The sequence below is a fragment of the Mycoplana sp. BE70 genome, assembly GCF_031455855.1.
Taxonomy (GTDB): domain Bacteria; phylum Pseudomonadota; class Alphaproteobacteria; order Rhizobiales; family Rhizobiaceae; genus Mycoplana.
The window spans coordinates 162,332-176,581 of record NZ_JAVDTM010000010.1; the positions used below are offsets into that span (position 1 = coordinate 162,332).

General features: G+C 63.3%; 14 protein-coding genes. 4 read left to right on the forward strand and 10 right to left on the reverse strand.

The genetic code is table 11. The annotated features are described in order from the left end of the window. The first annotated feature begins 828 nt into the window (after positions 1-828). From J2Y48_RS19190 to trmFO, 3 genes are all read left to right on the forward strand, one after another. Positions 829-972 carry a DUF1127 domain-containing protein gene (locus tag J2Y48_RS19190; RefSeq protein ID WP_108002957.1) on the forward strand — a complete coding sequence of 48 codons (144 nt, stop codon included), beginning with the start codon at positions 829-831 and terminating at the stop codon, positions 970-972. A 303-nt stretch (positions 973-1,275) separates the two neighbouring features. Then, positions 1,276-1,419 carry a DUF1127 domain-containing protein gene (locus J2Y48_RS19195; protein WP_310421172.1) on the forward strand — a complete coding sequence of 48 codons (144 nt, stop codon included), beginning with the start codon at positions 1,276-1,278 and terminating at the stop codon, positions 1,417-1,419. A gap of 125 nt (positions 1,420-1,544) precedes the next feature. Then, positions 1,545-2,960 carry a methylenetetrahydrofolate--tRNA-(uracil(54)-C(5))-methyltransferase (FADH(2)-oxidizing) TrmFO gene (trmFO, locus tag J2Y48_RS19200; protein ID WP_310421174.1) on the forward strand — a complete coding sequence of 472 codons (1,416 nt, stop codon included), beginning with the start codon at positions 1,545-1,547 and terminating at the stop codon, positions 2,958-2,960. Between the two features lie 48 nt (positions 2,961-3,008). Here trmFO and J2Y48_RS19205 read toward each other — a convergent pair whose 3' ends face one another. The 5 genes from J2Y48_RS19205 to yajC all read right to left on the reverse strand — a co-directional run bounded on the left by J2Y48_RS19205 (position 3,009) and on the right by yajC (position 7,864). Beyond that, a complete protein-coding gene (locus tag J2Y48_RS19205) occupies positions 3,009-3,464 on the reverse strand; it encodes a hypothetical protein (protein WP_310421176.1) in 456 nt (151 codons plus the stop codon). 172 nt (positions 3,465-3,636) lie between these two features. After that, positions 3,637-4,524 carry a phytoene/squalene synthase family protein gene (locus J2Y48_RS19210; protein WP_310421178.1) on the reverse strand — a complete coding sequence of 296 codons (888 nt, stop codon included), beginning with the start codon at positions 4,522-4,524 and terminating at the stop codon, positions 3,637-3,639. Positions 4,525-4,557: 33 nt separating this feature from the next. Continuing rightward, positions 4,558-4,944, reverse strand: coding sequence for an Mth938-like domain-containing protein (locus J2Y48_RS19215; protein ID WP_310421272.1), 387 nt, complete (start codon positions 4,942-4,944; stop codon positions 4,558-4,560). Between the two features lie 2 nt (positions 4,945-4,946). Beyond that, on the reverse strand, positions 4,947-7,430 hold the full coding sequence (gene secD / locus J2Y48_RS19220; RefSeq protein ID WP_310421180.1) for a protein translocase subunit SecD: 2,484 nt from the start codon (positions 7,428-7,430) through the stop codon (positions 4,947-4,949). Positions 7,431-7,528: 98 nt separating this feature from the next. Then, positions 7,529-7,864 carry a preprotein translocase subunit YajC gene (yajC, locus tag J2Y48_RS19225; RefSeq protein WP_310421182.1) on the reverse strand — a complete coding sequence of 112 codons (336 nt, stop codon included), beginning with the start codon at positions 7,862-7,864 and terminating at the stop codon, positions 7,529-7,531. Positions 7,865-8,063: 199 nt separating this feature from the next. On the opposite strand from yajC, the gene J2Y48_RS19230 reads away from it, so the two are divergent. Then, positions 8,064-8,933 carry an ATP-binding protein gene (locus tag J2Y48_RS19230; RefSeq protein WP_310421184.1) on the forward strand — a complete coding sequence of 290 codons (870 nt, stop codon included), beginning with the start codon at positions 8,064-8,066 and terminating at the stop codon, positions 8,931-8,933. A 49-nt stretch (positions 8,934-8,982) separates the two neighbouring features. Here J2Y48_RS19230 and J2Y48_RS19235 read toward each other — a convergent pair whose 3' ends face one another. From J2Y48_RS19235 to serS, 5 genes are all read right to left on the reverse strand, one after another. Further along, positions 8,983-10,467, reverse strand: a complete 1,485-nt coding sequence (locus tag J2Y48_RS19235) for a peptidoglycan DD-metalloendopeptidase family protein (RefSeq protein ID WP_310421186.1) — start codon at positions 10,465-10,467, stop codon at positions 8,983-8,985. Positions 10,468-10,632: 165 nt separating this feature from the next. Then, positions 10,633-11,259 carry a biotin biosynthesis protein BioC gene (locus J2Y48_RS19240; RefSeq protein ID WP_310421188.1) on the reverse strand — a complete coding sequence of 209 codons (627 nt, stop codon included), beginning with the start codon at positions 11,257-11,259 and terminating at the stop codon, positions 10,633-10,635. A gap of 256 nt (positions 11,260-11,515) precedes the next feature. Then, the gene (locus J2Y48_RS19245) at positions 11,516-12,172 is read right to left on the reverse strand and encodes a protein-L-isoaspartate(D-aspartate) O-methyltransferase (protein ID WP_310421189.1); all 657 of its coding nucleotides are present in this window, start codon (positions 12,170-12,172) and stop codon (positions 11,516-11,518) included. A gap of 14 nt (positions 12,173-12,186) precedes the next feature. Then, entirely contained in the window at positions 12,187-12,942 is a 756-nt protein-coding gene (surE, locus tag J2Y48_RS19250) for a 5'/3'-nucleotidase SurE (RefSeq protein WP_310421191.1), read from the reverse strand. A gap of 16 nt (positions 12,943-12,958) precedes the next feature. Further along, positions 12,959-14,242, reverse strand: a complete 1,284-nt coding sequence (gene serS, locus J2Y48_RS19255; protein ID WP_310421193.1) for a serine--tRNA ligase — start codon at positions 14,240-14,242, stop codon at positions 12,959-12,961. Positions 14,243-14,250: the final 8 nt, after the last annotated feature.

Here is a 14,250-nt window from a genome sequence, read left to right on the forward strand (position 1 = left end):
ATCGGAAACACCCGACTATATTCAAAACATCGGATCGGGAATGATCCGAAGCCGCAGGAAACCAGGCGCCGCAGGGCGACGGAAGAAGCGGCGAAATGGCACCGGCCAGCCATCTGGATATCCAGAAAGGCCCGTCCGCTGAACAAGGCGGTCGACAGAATTCGGTGCGGCGCACTCCTCCTCCCAGTGCCGCCCCGATACGATTGGCAACACTCCTCCTCCCAGTTGCCAATCACCCTTAATGACGCCCGCCGGATCTCCTCCCCCGGCGGGCGTTGTTGATTCTGCCCCTGCCCATTGCTCACGATACATCGCAGCAGCCGCGGCCAGGTCAATTCACCCACCAGTTCGGTCATGTCGTTCATGTATCTGCCCAATTCCGATTCCAGGGGGCGACGTGGCTGCGACATTATTGCATGGGTGCCATTCACCGTTGCCCCTTTAAACCGCCGCAGCCCGCCTCTATATAGCGGTCGTCAATCGGGCGACGCACTCCTCCTCCCAGCGAAGCCCGATGCGATTGGCAACACTCCTCCTCCCAGTTGCCAATCAAGATAGCGACGCCCGCCGGATCTCCTCCCCCGGCGGGTGTCGCGCTTTTTGCACCGCAACAAACAAATTACGGATCCCTGCCCCAAAGGGCGCGGCATATGCGCGCCATTTGAGCAGAAGTTTGTCATTTTTCATCTTGACATGCACTACATGCATGACTGCCATTCGGCTTTGTCTCTGTCATTCGCACGCTGCTCAGCCTATATTCCAACCATCAGATCAGGGCGACGCCAACAGAGGCTGCCAGCCCCCAGAACCCAGGAAAGGGGTACGACCATGAACCTCGCACGTTCCTTCAGCAATTGGCGCAAATACCGTCAGACCGTCTCCGAGCTCGGCCGCATGAGCGACCGCGAACTCAGCGACCTCGGCATCGGCCGTTCGGACATCCCGTACGTTGCCCGCCAGGCGATCAAGTAAGCCCGACAGACGGTCTTTGCGATCCACATTTGAACGCCCTCCGGAGAAATCCGGAGGGCGTTTTTCTTTGCCGTCATGCCGCAACGCAGCATCCACTTGTCGGTCGGCCCTTGCGCACTCAAAAACGTGCGGTTACAAGAACATACCGCCCAAACAACAGGCACGCACATTTGCTGTTCACTGCAATGCACAAATGCATGGCAGCTGCACTTTCTTTGCACTGCACAAATCAGGGCAAAGAGAGTAGATAGAGATCAACAACCGAGGACGAGATGTCCCGGTCAACCCTGTGAGGAGAAGAACATGAACCCGCTTCGCATTGCCAAGAACTGGATCAGCTACCGCCGTACCCTGAACGAACTCGGCAACCTGTCCAACCACACGCTGTCCGATATCGGCCTGACCCGCCACGACATCCGCAGCATCGCAGCCCGTTCCTTCCGCTAAGACAGCCGAATTCCGACGCTGCGGCCGAAAGGCGACGCGCGAGGAACGTATCAAACGGCACCATTCGGTGCCGTTTTTGATTCGGGCGATTGGAAGTGCCGCAGCCGCATGATATGCACCCGCCCATGACGAACTCGACCTCCCACTCTCCAATCCATGTTGTCGGCGGCGGCCTCGCCGGTAGCGAAGCGGCATGGCAGATTGCCGAAAGCGGCATCCCGGTCATCCTGCACGAAATGCGCGGCGTGCGCGGTACGGATGCGCACAAGACCGATGGGCTGGCAGAACTGGTCTGTTCCAACTCTTTTCGCTCGGACGACGCGACAAGCAACGCGGTCGGCGTGCTTCACGCCGAGATGCGGCTGGCGAACTCGCTGATCATGCGTGCGGCAGACGCAAACCAGGTTCCGGCCGGTGGGGCGCTCGCCGTCGATCGCGAGGGCTTTTCCGCGGCCGTCACTGCCGCGATCGAGAGCCACCCGCTCATCACAGTCGTGCGCGAGGAAATTACGGGATTGCCACCGGTCGAGTGGGACCAGGCGATCATCGCAACCGGGCCGCTGACGGCTCCTGGTCTTGCCGCCGCGATCCAGGAACGCACCGGCGCGGATTCGCTGGCGTTCTTCGACGCTATCGCGCCGATCGTGCACACCCACTCCATCGACATGGACATCTGCTGGCACCAATCGCGTTACGACAAGGTCGGGCCTGGTGGCACCGGCAAGGACTACATCAACTGCCCGATGGACGAGGCGCAGTACAACGCCTTCATCGACGCGTTGATCGCAGCCGACACGACCGGCTTCAAGGAATGGGAGGGCACGCCCTATTTCGACGGCTGCCTGCCGATCGAGGTGATGGCGGAGCGTGGCCGGGAAACGCTGCGTCACGGCCCGATGAAGCCGATGGGCCTGACGAATGCCCACAACCCGACCGTCAAGCCCTATGCGGTGGTCCAGCTTCGGCAGGACAATGCGCTCGGCACGCTCTACAACATGGTCGGATTCCAGACGAAACTGAAATACGGCGCGCAGGGCGAGATCTTCCGGCTGATTCCGGGCCTGGAGAACGCCGAATTCGCAAGACTCGGCGGCCTTCACCGCAACACCTACCTGCAGTCCCCAATCCTGCTCGACCGCTCACTGACGCTGAAGGGCCGGCCGGGCCTGCGCTTTGCCGGACAGATCACCGGCTGCGAAGGCTATGTCGAAAGCGCCAGCATCGGTCTTTTGGCCGGTCGGTTTGCTGCCGCCGAACGTCGCGGCGAGACGCCGGCATTGCCGCCGGAGACGACTGCCTTCGGCGCGCTGCTCGGCCACATCACCGGCGGCCACATCGTGTCCGACGACGAACCGGGCAAACGCTCGTTCCAGCCGATGAACATCAATTTCGGTCTGTTTCCCGAACTCGAACCCGGCAGCATCGTCAAGCCCGAGGGCATGAAGCGGTTTCGGGGCAAGGACAAGGCGATCGCCAAGAAGCAGGCGACCGCGGCGCGTGCGCTCGAGGCTTGCCGGCAATGGTTGCAGGCCAGCCAATAATCGGGGACAAGAAGCGCCGCATTGGGATGCAGCGTGCAGCGGCGATGATCAGGTGTCGGTGATCAGCGCTCGCGGAGTTTCCTCTATTTCCGCTGCCGGAAGCAGGCTTCCCAGCAGCCACAACGACACTTCGGCCGCCTCGCCGCTCGTGCCGAACTCGAAAGCGCCGTTGTCCGAGGCGTTTCCGAGGAATTCCAGCATCAGCCCCTTGCCGCTGGCCGAATTGTGCACGCGCACCAGGCCGGGTTCGATCAAGTGACTGGTGAAATGCTGCCCATGCGCCCGCATGCAGCCGACCTTGCCGTCATGCAGCCGGAGAAACACGCTGTCGCCGTTCGCCGTGCTGATTACCTCGCGGATGGCCTCGTTCGGATAGGCCTGGCCGAATTCGAGGATCGCCAGCCCCGTGTCGTTTGAGGCCCGCCTGGGCTCCTCGCGCCATTGCACGCGCATGAAGATATAGCCCGCAAGGAAAATGCAGGCGATTACGACGGTCCAGATCATCTTGCATCCTCCCGACGGCCGCGTTGGATCGGACCCGACATACACCACGTGGCTTGCGCCAATTTTGCGTGTGGCAGGATCTTCGGATGAAATAGAGGGCTGTGGGGCGATTCGAAGCAAACGGACGACCCGCCGATTGGCAGGGCTACCGTCATGCCCCATCCGGGTACGTTCAGAAGGTGCCGGTTCGAAGCGCGCGCCACATCCACCACTGGCGGCGCCACTGCGCCGGCAGCAGCGTCCGCTCCAACGCGTCCGCTCCTGCCCTTTCCGCCAGCTTGAACACATGCGGCGCGATCACAACCGGCAGGAACGCCGCTCGATTGGCTGGCGCGATCTCCCCGGCCGCCCTCGCCTTGCGCAGGTGGTCCCGTCCGAGGCCGGCGAAGGCCTCCACTGCGCTTGCAATGCGCGCACGATCCGTTCCGGCAAGGAGTTCTTCGGCGCTAAGCCCGGTTGCGGCCAGCAGGTCACCCGGGATGTAGACCTGCCCGCGGCGGCGATGGATCGGCAGCAGCAGAAGAAGGCCCGCGATCGCCTGCGCAACGCCGGCATGGCCGGCGATCGTTGCCGATCGCTCGGCTCCGCCGGGATCGAGAACCAGGCTCGCAAGCTGGATCAACGCAGACGCGGTCTCGCCGGCATACCCTTCCAGCGCGCCCCGATCCGGCATCGGGTCGTCGTAGAGATCGAAGATGCGTGCCTCGATCATGTCGGTCAGCACGCGGACGGGCAGCCGGTGCTCGGAAATGCAATGGAGCAGGCCCGCCGCAAGCGGGTTCGCCTTGGCATCGCCTTCCCCACGGCCTTCCAGCGTATCGCGCCACCACTGCAGGCGGATTTCTCCCGGCAACGGCTCGTGAACGAGATCGCGGACGCGGGCGATCTCCGCGTTGAAGGCGTAAAGTGCCGCCAACGGTCCGCGCCGGTCCTGTGGCGCCAGCAGGCAGGCGAGATAGCGGTCGCGGTCGGTGTCGCGGAGGACCGAGAGGCAATGGGCGTAGTTCGCCTCGACAGGCGCCTTCCCGTCGCGCCCTTCCACTGGATGATGATGCTGCATTGGATCGTCCGGATGCCGTCGCGGGTTTGAATTCTAGACTGCGATCAGCGCCGCCGCGACGGCACGCGATTCGGCGAGCATGACGTTGAAGGTGCGCACGGCGGCGCCGGTCGACATCGGGTCGGCGCTTATCTGGTGCTCCCGAAGGATGGCGCGCAGTTCCTTGGAAAGCGGCTTGATCTCCAGACCCGTGCCGACAAGCAGCACCTCGATTTCCGCCGCTTCGGCCAGGACCCGCTCGAGATCCGCCGCGGTCAAGGACTGCGCGTCCTGCTTGTCCCAGCCATAGATTCCCGAAGGCAGGAAGAGCACGGAACCGCGATGCGACATGTCGGCGAAGCGAAAGCCACCATTGCCGTAAGCGTCGATCGGTGCGCGGCCGGGGAAATGCGCCTGTCGAATTTCGATGCCCTTTGCCATCGTCATGCCTTTTCTGCCTCGGTCCCGCGACCGCCGAGACGATAGCGATCGGGCCGCAATCCAAACAGGATCAGCACGGGGCCGGCTATATAGATAGAAGAGAAGGTCCCGACCGCAATACCGAAGAACATCGCCACCGCGAATGCGCGAAGGATCTCGCCTCCGAAGATGGCCAGTGCCGCCAGCGCGATCAGCGTGGTCGCCGCCGTCAGCACCGTGCGCGACAATGTCTGGCTGATCGCGGCATCGATCAGCAACGGCAACGGCATCTGCCGGTATTGCCGGAGATTCTCGCGAATACGGTCATAGACAACGATCGTATCGTTCAGCGAATAGCCGACGATGGTCAGAAGGGCGGCCACGCTGCCGATGTTGAACTCCATGCCGGTCAGCGCGAAGAGGCCTGTCGTCAGGAGGATATCGTGCATCGTCGCGACGACCGCGCCGATGGCGAACTGCCAACCGAATCGAACCCAGACAAAGCCGATCAGAGAGACAAGCGCAAACGCCATGCCGATCGTGGCCGCGGCAATCAGGTCGCCCGAGACGGTGGGACCGACCACTTCGACCCGCCGTATGTCGTAGTCGGCCTCAAGCTCGCCGCGCGCGACCAGGGCCGAGGTCTGCTCGGCGTTCTCGCCGCCACCCTGCGGAGGAATGCGGATCGTCGCCATGGCGGGGTCGAGGCCGACCCGCACCGCGACGTCACCCAGATTCATCTCTTCCAACTGGCCGGCGATCTGCGCCGCATCGGCCTTGCCCTGTCTCGCCTTGACCTGGAGGAGCGCGCCGCCGGTGAAATCGATGCCGAGGTTGAGGCCATTCAGCGAAACGAGGACGGCCACGGCAATGGAGACCAGCGCGACCGCCGAGAAGACGTAGTTGCGGATCGCCATGAAGCGCAGATGCAACCCGCCGAACAGGCCGCTGCGGACGGTTCGGGGCAGATGCGAGATCTGCCGGCTCTTCACCCACCGCCAGGCGAGCCAGTGCGACAGCGTGAAGGTGATGAAGACGGTGGTGACAATGCCGATGCCGACGATGGCGGCAAAACCCTGCATCGGCCCGGATCCGAGGAAGAACAGGACGAGGACCGCGATCATGGTCGTCACGCCGGCATCTGCTACCGTCGAAAAGGCACGCGAGAAACCGGATGCGAGCGCCTCCGGCAAGGGGCGGCCATTGGCCGTTTCCTCGCGCATACGCTCATAGATCAGCACATTGGAATCGACGGCCATGCCGATCGTCAGCACCATCCCGGCGATGCCCGGCAGGGTCACGACGGTCCCGGTGAGCGCGACGATCGCCAGAATGAGCAACAGGTTGAAAGCCAGCGCGATCGCGGCGATGGCGCCGAACGCACCGTACCACCCGACCATGAACAGGGTGACCGCAACCCCGGCAACGCCGACCGCCAGAAGCGCCGAACGCAACGAAGCCGATCCGAGCGCCGGATCGACCGAGCGTTCCTCGACGACGGTCATGGAGGCCGGCAATGCGCCGCTGCGCAGAACCGCGGCGAGGTTTGCGGCGCCCTGCTCATCGAACTCGCCGGTAATCTGGCCGCGCCCGTCCGTAATGGGGCCGTCGATGGTGAAAGCGGTCAACACCTGATCATCGAGCAGGAGTGCCATCGTTCGCCCGACATTGTCGCGCGTCGCTTCCGCGAGCCGGGTCGTTGCCTCTGGCGATAAACGGTAGGCGATCGAGGTCGCGACCCCTTCCTCGCCCGACACGACCTCGGCGGCAACGAGATCGCCTGAGGTGAACAGGCTCGCTCGCCTCACGACGTAGCCGACCGGCGGCTCGCCCATCGTGTAGGCGACCTCGGTGCCGGGCGGCGGTCCATTTTCGAGCGAAGCGTTCGGTTCGACGAGACGGGCGGAAAACGCTCCGCGCTGCGCCAGTACGTCCTTGAGCCGCTGCGGGTCGGAAAAGCCCGGAACCTGCAAGGCAATGCGATCCTGCCCCTCGCGGCGAACGTTCACCGCCAATCCCCCGACTTCGCTGACGCGCCGGCTGACCACGTCCAGGCTTGCGGCCGCCGCCTCGTCCCGCGCGATGTCGAGCGATTCATTTGTCAGATCGAGCCGCACCACGCCGTCGGCTTCGATGGTCAGCGCGGTCCCGGATATCGTGGCGAGCGCAGCTTTCGCCTCTTCGGTGCGCGCGGCATCCGTGATTCGAACAGACAGGCTGCGCTCGGACCCGGCAAGCCCGGCATAGGGGATCTTCGCTGCCCGGAGTGCTGCCCCGGCCGCGTTGACCGCGGCCACCAGTCGATCGTTATCGATGTCCGACCGTTCGAGCTTGAGCACGAGACCGGCCCCGCCGCTCAGATCAAGGCCGGGCAGCAGCCGAGGAAGCGGCATGCCGGGAAGGTCCGACCGCCGATCTGTTCCCAGTGTATTGGGCAAGAGAACGACAAGGCTCGCCACAACGGCGAGCCAGGCGAGCAAGGTTTTCCAGCGGGCAGGTTGCAGCATCACACTCTCGAAATGCCCGGCAATCGTGCCGGCAGGAAACCCGACAAAACGACGTCGCCCGGAAGCGGTGGTACACCGCCGCCGGAACGAAGATCACATTATTCCTTTACCGGCTCGCCCTTGACGCGAACCTCGGAAATGCCGCCGCGCACAACCCGAACCTTGATCCCTTCTGCGAGTTCAACCTCGAGCTCCTTGTCGTCGATGACCTTCGTCACCTTGCCGACGATGCCGCCGCCGGTCACGACCTGGTCGCCGCGCCGGATGTTCTTCAAGAGTTCATCCCGCCGCTTTGCAGCAGCGCGCTGCGGACGGATGATGAGGAAATACATCACGACGAAAATCAGAAGGAACGGCAGCACGGACATCAGAAGATCCGTACCACCCGGTGCGGCAGCCGGCGCCGTCTGGGCGAAAGCCTCGGTAATGAACATTCAAAACTCCTTGAAACTGGTAGCACCGGGCGAAAATCCACTCGATGCAGTCGGCGCGAATATAGGCAAGCCAAGCTCGAATGCAACAGAACAGCCCCAATCCTGCCGGAAATTCAGGGATTTCTCTCTTTTCGCCCCAACACCGACATGCTACCGCCCCAGAGCAATGTTTGCCGTGGACGGCAAAGGAGTGAGAAACGTGCAGGAAGAACAAACGCAAGCGATCCTGAATGAAATCGCGGGCCTTCGGGCGGCACTTGAGCGACTTGCCGGCCCGCCACCGGCCGAGAATGACTGGAACGCCGCGGAATGCTTCGTCTGGGTACCGGCGCGGCAGTATCTGCAGCCGGTCTCCCGGCCGAATCGCGTCGATCTAAGCCTGATCCGCGGCGTCGACCATGTGCGGGACATCCTCGCCGACAATACCCTGCGCTTCGCCAACGGCCTGCCCGCCAACAACGTGCTGCTCTGGGGCGCGCGCGGCATGGGCAAGTCTTCGCTTGTCAAGGCGGTTCACGCCTCGACCGCGCGCGAAACGGGATTGCCGCTGAAACTGGTCGAGGTTCATCGCGAAGACATCGCCACCCTCCCCGCGCTGATGGAGATCCTCAAGGCTGCGCCGATGCCGGTCATCGTCTTCTGCGACGACCTTTCCTTCGACCACGACGACACATCCTACAAGTCCCTGAAGGCGGCGCTCGACGGCGGCGTCGAGGGGCGGCCGGACAACGTCATCCTCTATGCGACCTCAAACCGCCGGCATCTCCTGCCACGCGACATGATGGAGAATGAGCAGTCGACCGCCATCAACCCGTCCGAAGCCGTCGAGGAGAAGGTTTCGCTTTCGGACAGGTTCGGCCTGTGGCTAGGCTTCTACAAGTGCAGCCAGAACGAATACCTGGAAATGATCGACAGCTACGCCGACTACTTCGGGCTGGACGGCGACCGCGGCGAGATCCATGCCGAAGCGCTCGAATGGTCGACGACACGTGGTTCGCGCTCCGGCCGTGTTGCCTGGCAATTCATCCAGGACCTGGCCGGCCGTCTCGGCAAGTCGCTGACGAAATGAAAAAGGCCCGGTCTCCCGGGCCTTTTTTCTTGTTTGGTTTGCCACGTCGCTATTCGAGGAATGTCATCGGATTGACCGGCGAGGCGTTCTTGCGCACCTCGAAGTGAAGCTTCGGACGGGCGGCGCTGCCGCTCATGCCGGACGCAGCCAGCGTCTGGCCGCGCTGGACCTTCTGACCGCGCTGGACATTCAGGCTCGATGCGTGACCATAGACCGTCACGGTACCGTCGTCGTGGCGGACCAGAACGGCATTGCCGAGCTCCTTCAGGCTGCTGCCCGAATAGATGACCACGCCGTTCTCGGCGGCCTTGATCGGAGTTCCCTCCGGAACTGAGATATCGATGCCTTCGTTGCGGCTGCCCTCGACGTTTGCACCGTAGCCGGCAATGACCGCTCCGCGCACCGGCCAGCGGTACTTGCCGATGCCGGTCGACTCGGGTGCCGCCTCGCTCAGATCCGCCTTCGTCTCGATCTCGGCCACCGTCTGCGTCTTTGCCACCGGCGCGTAGGCTTCGGCCTTTTTCTCGACCGGTTCTACCGCCTTCTTCGCATCCGGGAGCGAAGCCGTCATCGTCTTGTCGGTCGCCGACGGGCTTGGAATGCTCAGCTTCTGACCGACACGGATCGACGCCGCCGTCAAGCCGTTTGCCTTCTTCAATTCGTCGACCGTGACGCCGTTCCTGGCTGCGATCTTGGCCAGCGAATCACCAGGCTGGATTTCGTAACCGCCGGTCTTGCCTCCATCGCCCGCTGCAAGCTTGGTCTTGTCGGCATCACCGGCAGCCTTGTCGCGACCCTTCGCGGAACCGGGAAGGATTGCCACGTCCTCGCCCGTTTTCTTGTCGGGCAGCGGCTGCCGATTGTCGGTGTTGAGCGCGGTATCGATCGAGGCCTTGGCAGCACTGGGCGTCGTGCCGAACACCGGGATCGTGATCTTCTGACCCGGCTCGGCATCCGATGCGCTCTTCATGCCGTTGGCCTTGAGGATTTCCTTCTCCGGAACGCCATAGCGGTTCGACAGCGTCTTCACGCTCTCACCGGGGCGCATCATGACGACCGGAGCGTTGGCAGTCGACCAGCCGTTGCTGCTCTTGCCGCCCTTCGAGGTACCGGTATCGACGGCGGCCTGCGCCTTCGGAGCCGTCGGTATCGGCTGTGCCATCGCGACTTCCCGCTGGCTGGAGCTCGACCCGGCCGTGGGATCGGCAAGCGCGGTGCGCTGTACGTCCATCGGCGTCGTCGCCATGCGGGCGCTGGAGCCACCTGCGCCGTTGCCGGCGTCCTGCACCGGGTAGGGTTGGTTCATGGCCACAGCCTGACCGGCGCTGTTCACATCGCCACGCGGAACGGGGCTACTGCTGCCGAACAGCGTGCGGCGCGGGATCGAATTGGTCGTTATGTCGTCGGAAGATGAAAACAGTCCGCCGAAGCGGGTGGCATCGGAACTGCAGCCAGTGGCCGCACCGGCCAGCAACACCGCCACGAGAAGCCGTGGCGCGGTCTTACCAAAACTCGGTGATACACTCTTACGCATGTCTGACAACCCAATCGAAACACAACAACAGCCGTGCAATGATTAAAGCGCGTTAGAGTTACTGCCCGGTTAAGACCGGACCAACAGCGTCAGATCTTTGAGATATTGCTAATCATGATCCGGCCGAAAAGCGGGACCGACCGCCTGGGTCTCCGGCAAAAGCGGTCAGAAGCTGCCGAGATACATGGACGTGGCGCGGGAGGCGGCAAAGCTTTGCCGGCCCAGGCCATCGGCACTAAGAGGGGCGGCCCCCGGCGACAGCATCTGCGGAACATCGCGACGAATCGTGTTGCCGCTGGCGAGGATTGTATCCAGCACCGCCGGCACCTCGGTTCCGAGGTCGTCATCCAGCGCCTTTTCCGCATAGGCGAGCGAGCGCAAGGAGGAAACCGCAATCTGGCGGCTGCCGATATAACGCGGGCTCGATTGATCCTGCGGCCTCAGGTTGTCGAAGTACTCTATGAAGGCGCGGTAGTAGCTCTTCATGTCGCCGTCATCGCGGAAGTGGCGGAAAGCGGCGTACTCGCGTTCTTCAAGCTCCGGCGAGACGATATTGTTGCGCTCATCCTCGGTCAGGGGCCGAAAGCGCTGAGTGTCGCGGGACGCACTCAGGACCAACAGGGCTTCGACGGAAAGCGAAACCTGGTCGGACGGATCATACGAGCCGGCTGTGAAGCCGTTCTGCCGCCCACCGTCTGTGGCCTCTTCACCGGCCTTGCCCGCGGCCCTGGCGGCAAGATTTGCAAGGCTGTCGCTCGTTGCGCTGCCGGCGATCCTGTTCGAGATTTGCATGCTCATCTCCATCGGATGGCGATCCATTGCTGGTTCGTTCGACGTGTGGATACATGTCGCTAGACAACCCGCTTAGGGATCGAACCTTGCGCGAGGCTTGCATTGGTTAACAAAAGATTAACAAGCAATGATTTCCGGACCTCGCTGCCCACTGCATGAATGGGATGTCGAGCAACCGAGCTGGCGAACCGACGAGCAGATGCGCACCGGTCAAAACGGCCAGTCGATTCGCGTCCGATGAGACGGGGGTGATCGGTTAGAGGCTCTTGGCCTGATGGGGCACGATCGGCAGGTATGGGACCTCGAACAGGTCCTCGCGATCAAAACGGCTGCCGGTCTTGACCAGCTTCACCATCCTGCATGTCTCGTCACTCACCATGACCGGGGCGAGCAGCATGCCGCCCGAGACGAGCTGATCGACGAACTGGCGCGGCATCGCCGGGAAGGCAGCGGTCACGAGAATCCGGTCGAACGTCCCCTCACCCACCAGGCCGTTGCTACCGTCGGCCTGGCGGACGATCACGTTGCGCACGCCGGTCTTATCGATGTTCTGCTGCGCCCCGGCGACGAGCGTCTTGTAGCGGTCGACGGTCAGCACCCGCTCCGTCAGGCGCCCCATGACCGCCGCGGTAAAGCCGCTGCCGGTGCCCACCTCCAGGACGCGCTGGCCGGATTTGAGATTGAGCAGATGCAAGAGCCGAACGGCCAGGTCGACCCCCTCCACGAAGGAGCCGCAGTCGATCGGCAGGAGCCGGCTCGAATAGGCGTCCCCGGAAAACTGCGGCGGCACGAACAGCGTGCGCGGCGTCTGCTCCACGGCGGTCAGGAGATCGAGGTTGTTGATACCCTCGCCGCGAAGCCGCAAGGCAAGTGCCGCGAAGCCTTCCTTCTCAATCACCCGTGCCGTGTTCAATCGCAACCTCCAGCTTAGCCAAGCGCACGCTTGACGCGGTCGAGGACCGCGTAGTCCGTCAGATCGAGCTTGAGCGGCGTCACGGAAATCGCATTCTCCCGCAGGGCATGGATGTCAGTGCCGGCGCGGAAATCACCGTGTCGATCGCCAAATCGCAACCAGAAATACGGGTACCCGCGGCCATCCTTGCGCTCTTCGATACTGATCCCGAAATCCAGCTTGCCCTGGGAGGTGACCTCAGTGCCGGCAACGGCATCGGCAGGGCAGTTGGGAAAGTTGAGATTGAAGAACGTCCCATCGGGAAGCTCGACGTCCATCAGACGACGGATCAGATCCGGCGCGTGCCGCTCCACGACTTCCCAGGGCACCATATGCCCGTCGGCATGGCGGAAGGCCTGGCTCAGTGCCATCGACCTTATGCCCTGCAAGGTGCCCTCGATCGCACCGGCGATCGTCCCCGAATAGGTGACGTCGTCGGCCATGTTCGCTCCGGCGTTGACACCGGACAGCAGCAGATCGGGCGGGCCCGGCAGGATCTCACGGACAGCCATGATCACGCAGTCGGTCGGCGTGCCGCGCAGGGCAAAGCGCTTGTCGCCCACCTTGCGCAGGCGCAGAGGCTCGGAAAGGGTCAGCGAATGCGCGAGCCCGCTCTGGTCGGTCTCCGGCGCCACGATCCAGACATCGTCGGACATCGTGCGCGCAATCCGCTCCAGGACGGAGAGGCCTTCGGCGTGCACGCCGTCGTCATTGGTCAGCAGAATGCGCATTCGCTCTTCCGTCTCCTCAAATCGCCTTTTCGATCTTCTTCAGCCCGCCCATGTAGGGCAGCAGCACGTCCGGGATCGTGACCGAGCCGTCCTCGTTCAGATAGTTCTCGACGACGGCGATGAGCGCTCGCCCGAGGGCGACGCCCGAACCGTTCAGCGTGTGCACGAATTTCGGGCTCTTGTCGTCCTTGCCGCGATAGCGCGCGTTCATGCGCCGCGCCTGAAAATCGCCGCAGACCGAGCAGGAGGAAATCTCGCGATAGGTGTCCTGCCCCGGCAGCCAGACCTCGATGTCGTAGGTTTTCTGGGCTCCGAAGCCCATGTCGCCGGTGCAGAGCGTCACGACGCGGTAGTGAAGGCCCAGACGCTTGAGAATCTCTTCGGCGCAGGCGGTCATCCGCTCGTGCTCGGCCACCGAGCTCTCTGCGTCGGTGATCGAGACAAGCTCGCACTTCATGAACTGGTGCTGGCGCAGCATCCCGCGCGTATCGCGGCCGGCCGAGCCGGCTTCCGAGCGGAAGCACGGCGTCAGTGCGGTGAAGCGCAGCGGCAGCTTCTCCTGGGCGAGGATTTCGTCGCGGACAAGGTTGGTCAGCGGCACTTCCGCGGTCGGGATCAGCCAGCGGCCGTCGGTCGTCTTGAACAGATCCTCAGCGAACTTCGGCAACTGCCCGGTGCCATACATCGCCTCGTCGCGGACGAGCAGCGGCGGTTGTACCTCGGTGTAGCCGTGTTCCTGCGTGTGGGTGTCGAGCATGAACTGGCCGAGCGCCCGCTCCAGTCGCGCCAGTTGGCCCTTCAGGATCGTGAAACGGGAGCCGGCGATCTTCGCCGCGCCCTCGAAGTCCATCCAGCCGAGTGCCTCGCCGATCTCAAAGTGTTCGAGCGGCTTGTGATTCCAGCCCGGCTTTGCGCCCCACTTGTGCTTTTCGACGTTGTCATTTTCATCGGCGCCGACGGGAACTTCGTCGAGCGGTATGTTCGGGATGCGGGACAGCGCATCGTTCAGCTCGGCGGTGATCCGGCGCTCTTCCTCTTCGGCTGCCGGAAGCATCGTCTTGATCTCGGCAACCTCGGCCTTCAGCTTTTCGGCAAGTGCCGTGTCCTGCTGGGCCATGGCAGCGCCGATCTCCTTGGAGGCGGCGTTGCGGCGCGACTGCATGTCCTGCGCCTTCTGGATGACGTTGCGGCGGGTCTCGTCGAGCGCGATCAGGCTGGCCGCGAGCGGCTCGGCGCCGCGCTTTGCCAGCGCTGCGTCGAGAGTCTCGGCGTTTTCGCGGATCCATTTGATATCAAGCATTGTCGCTC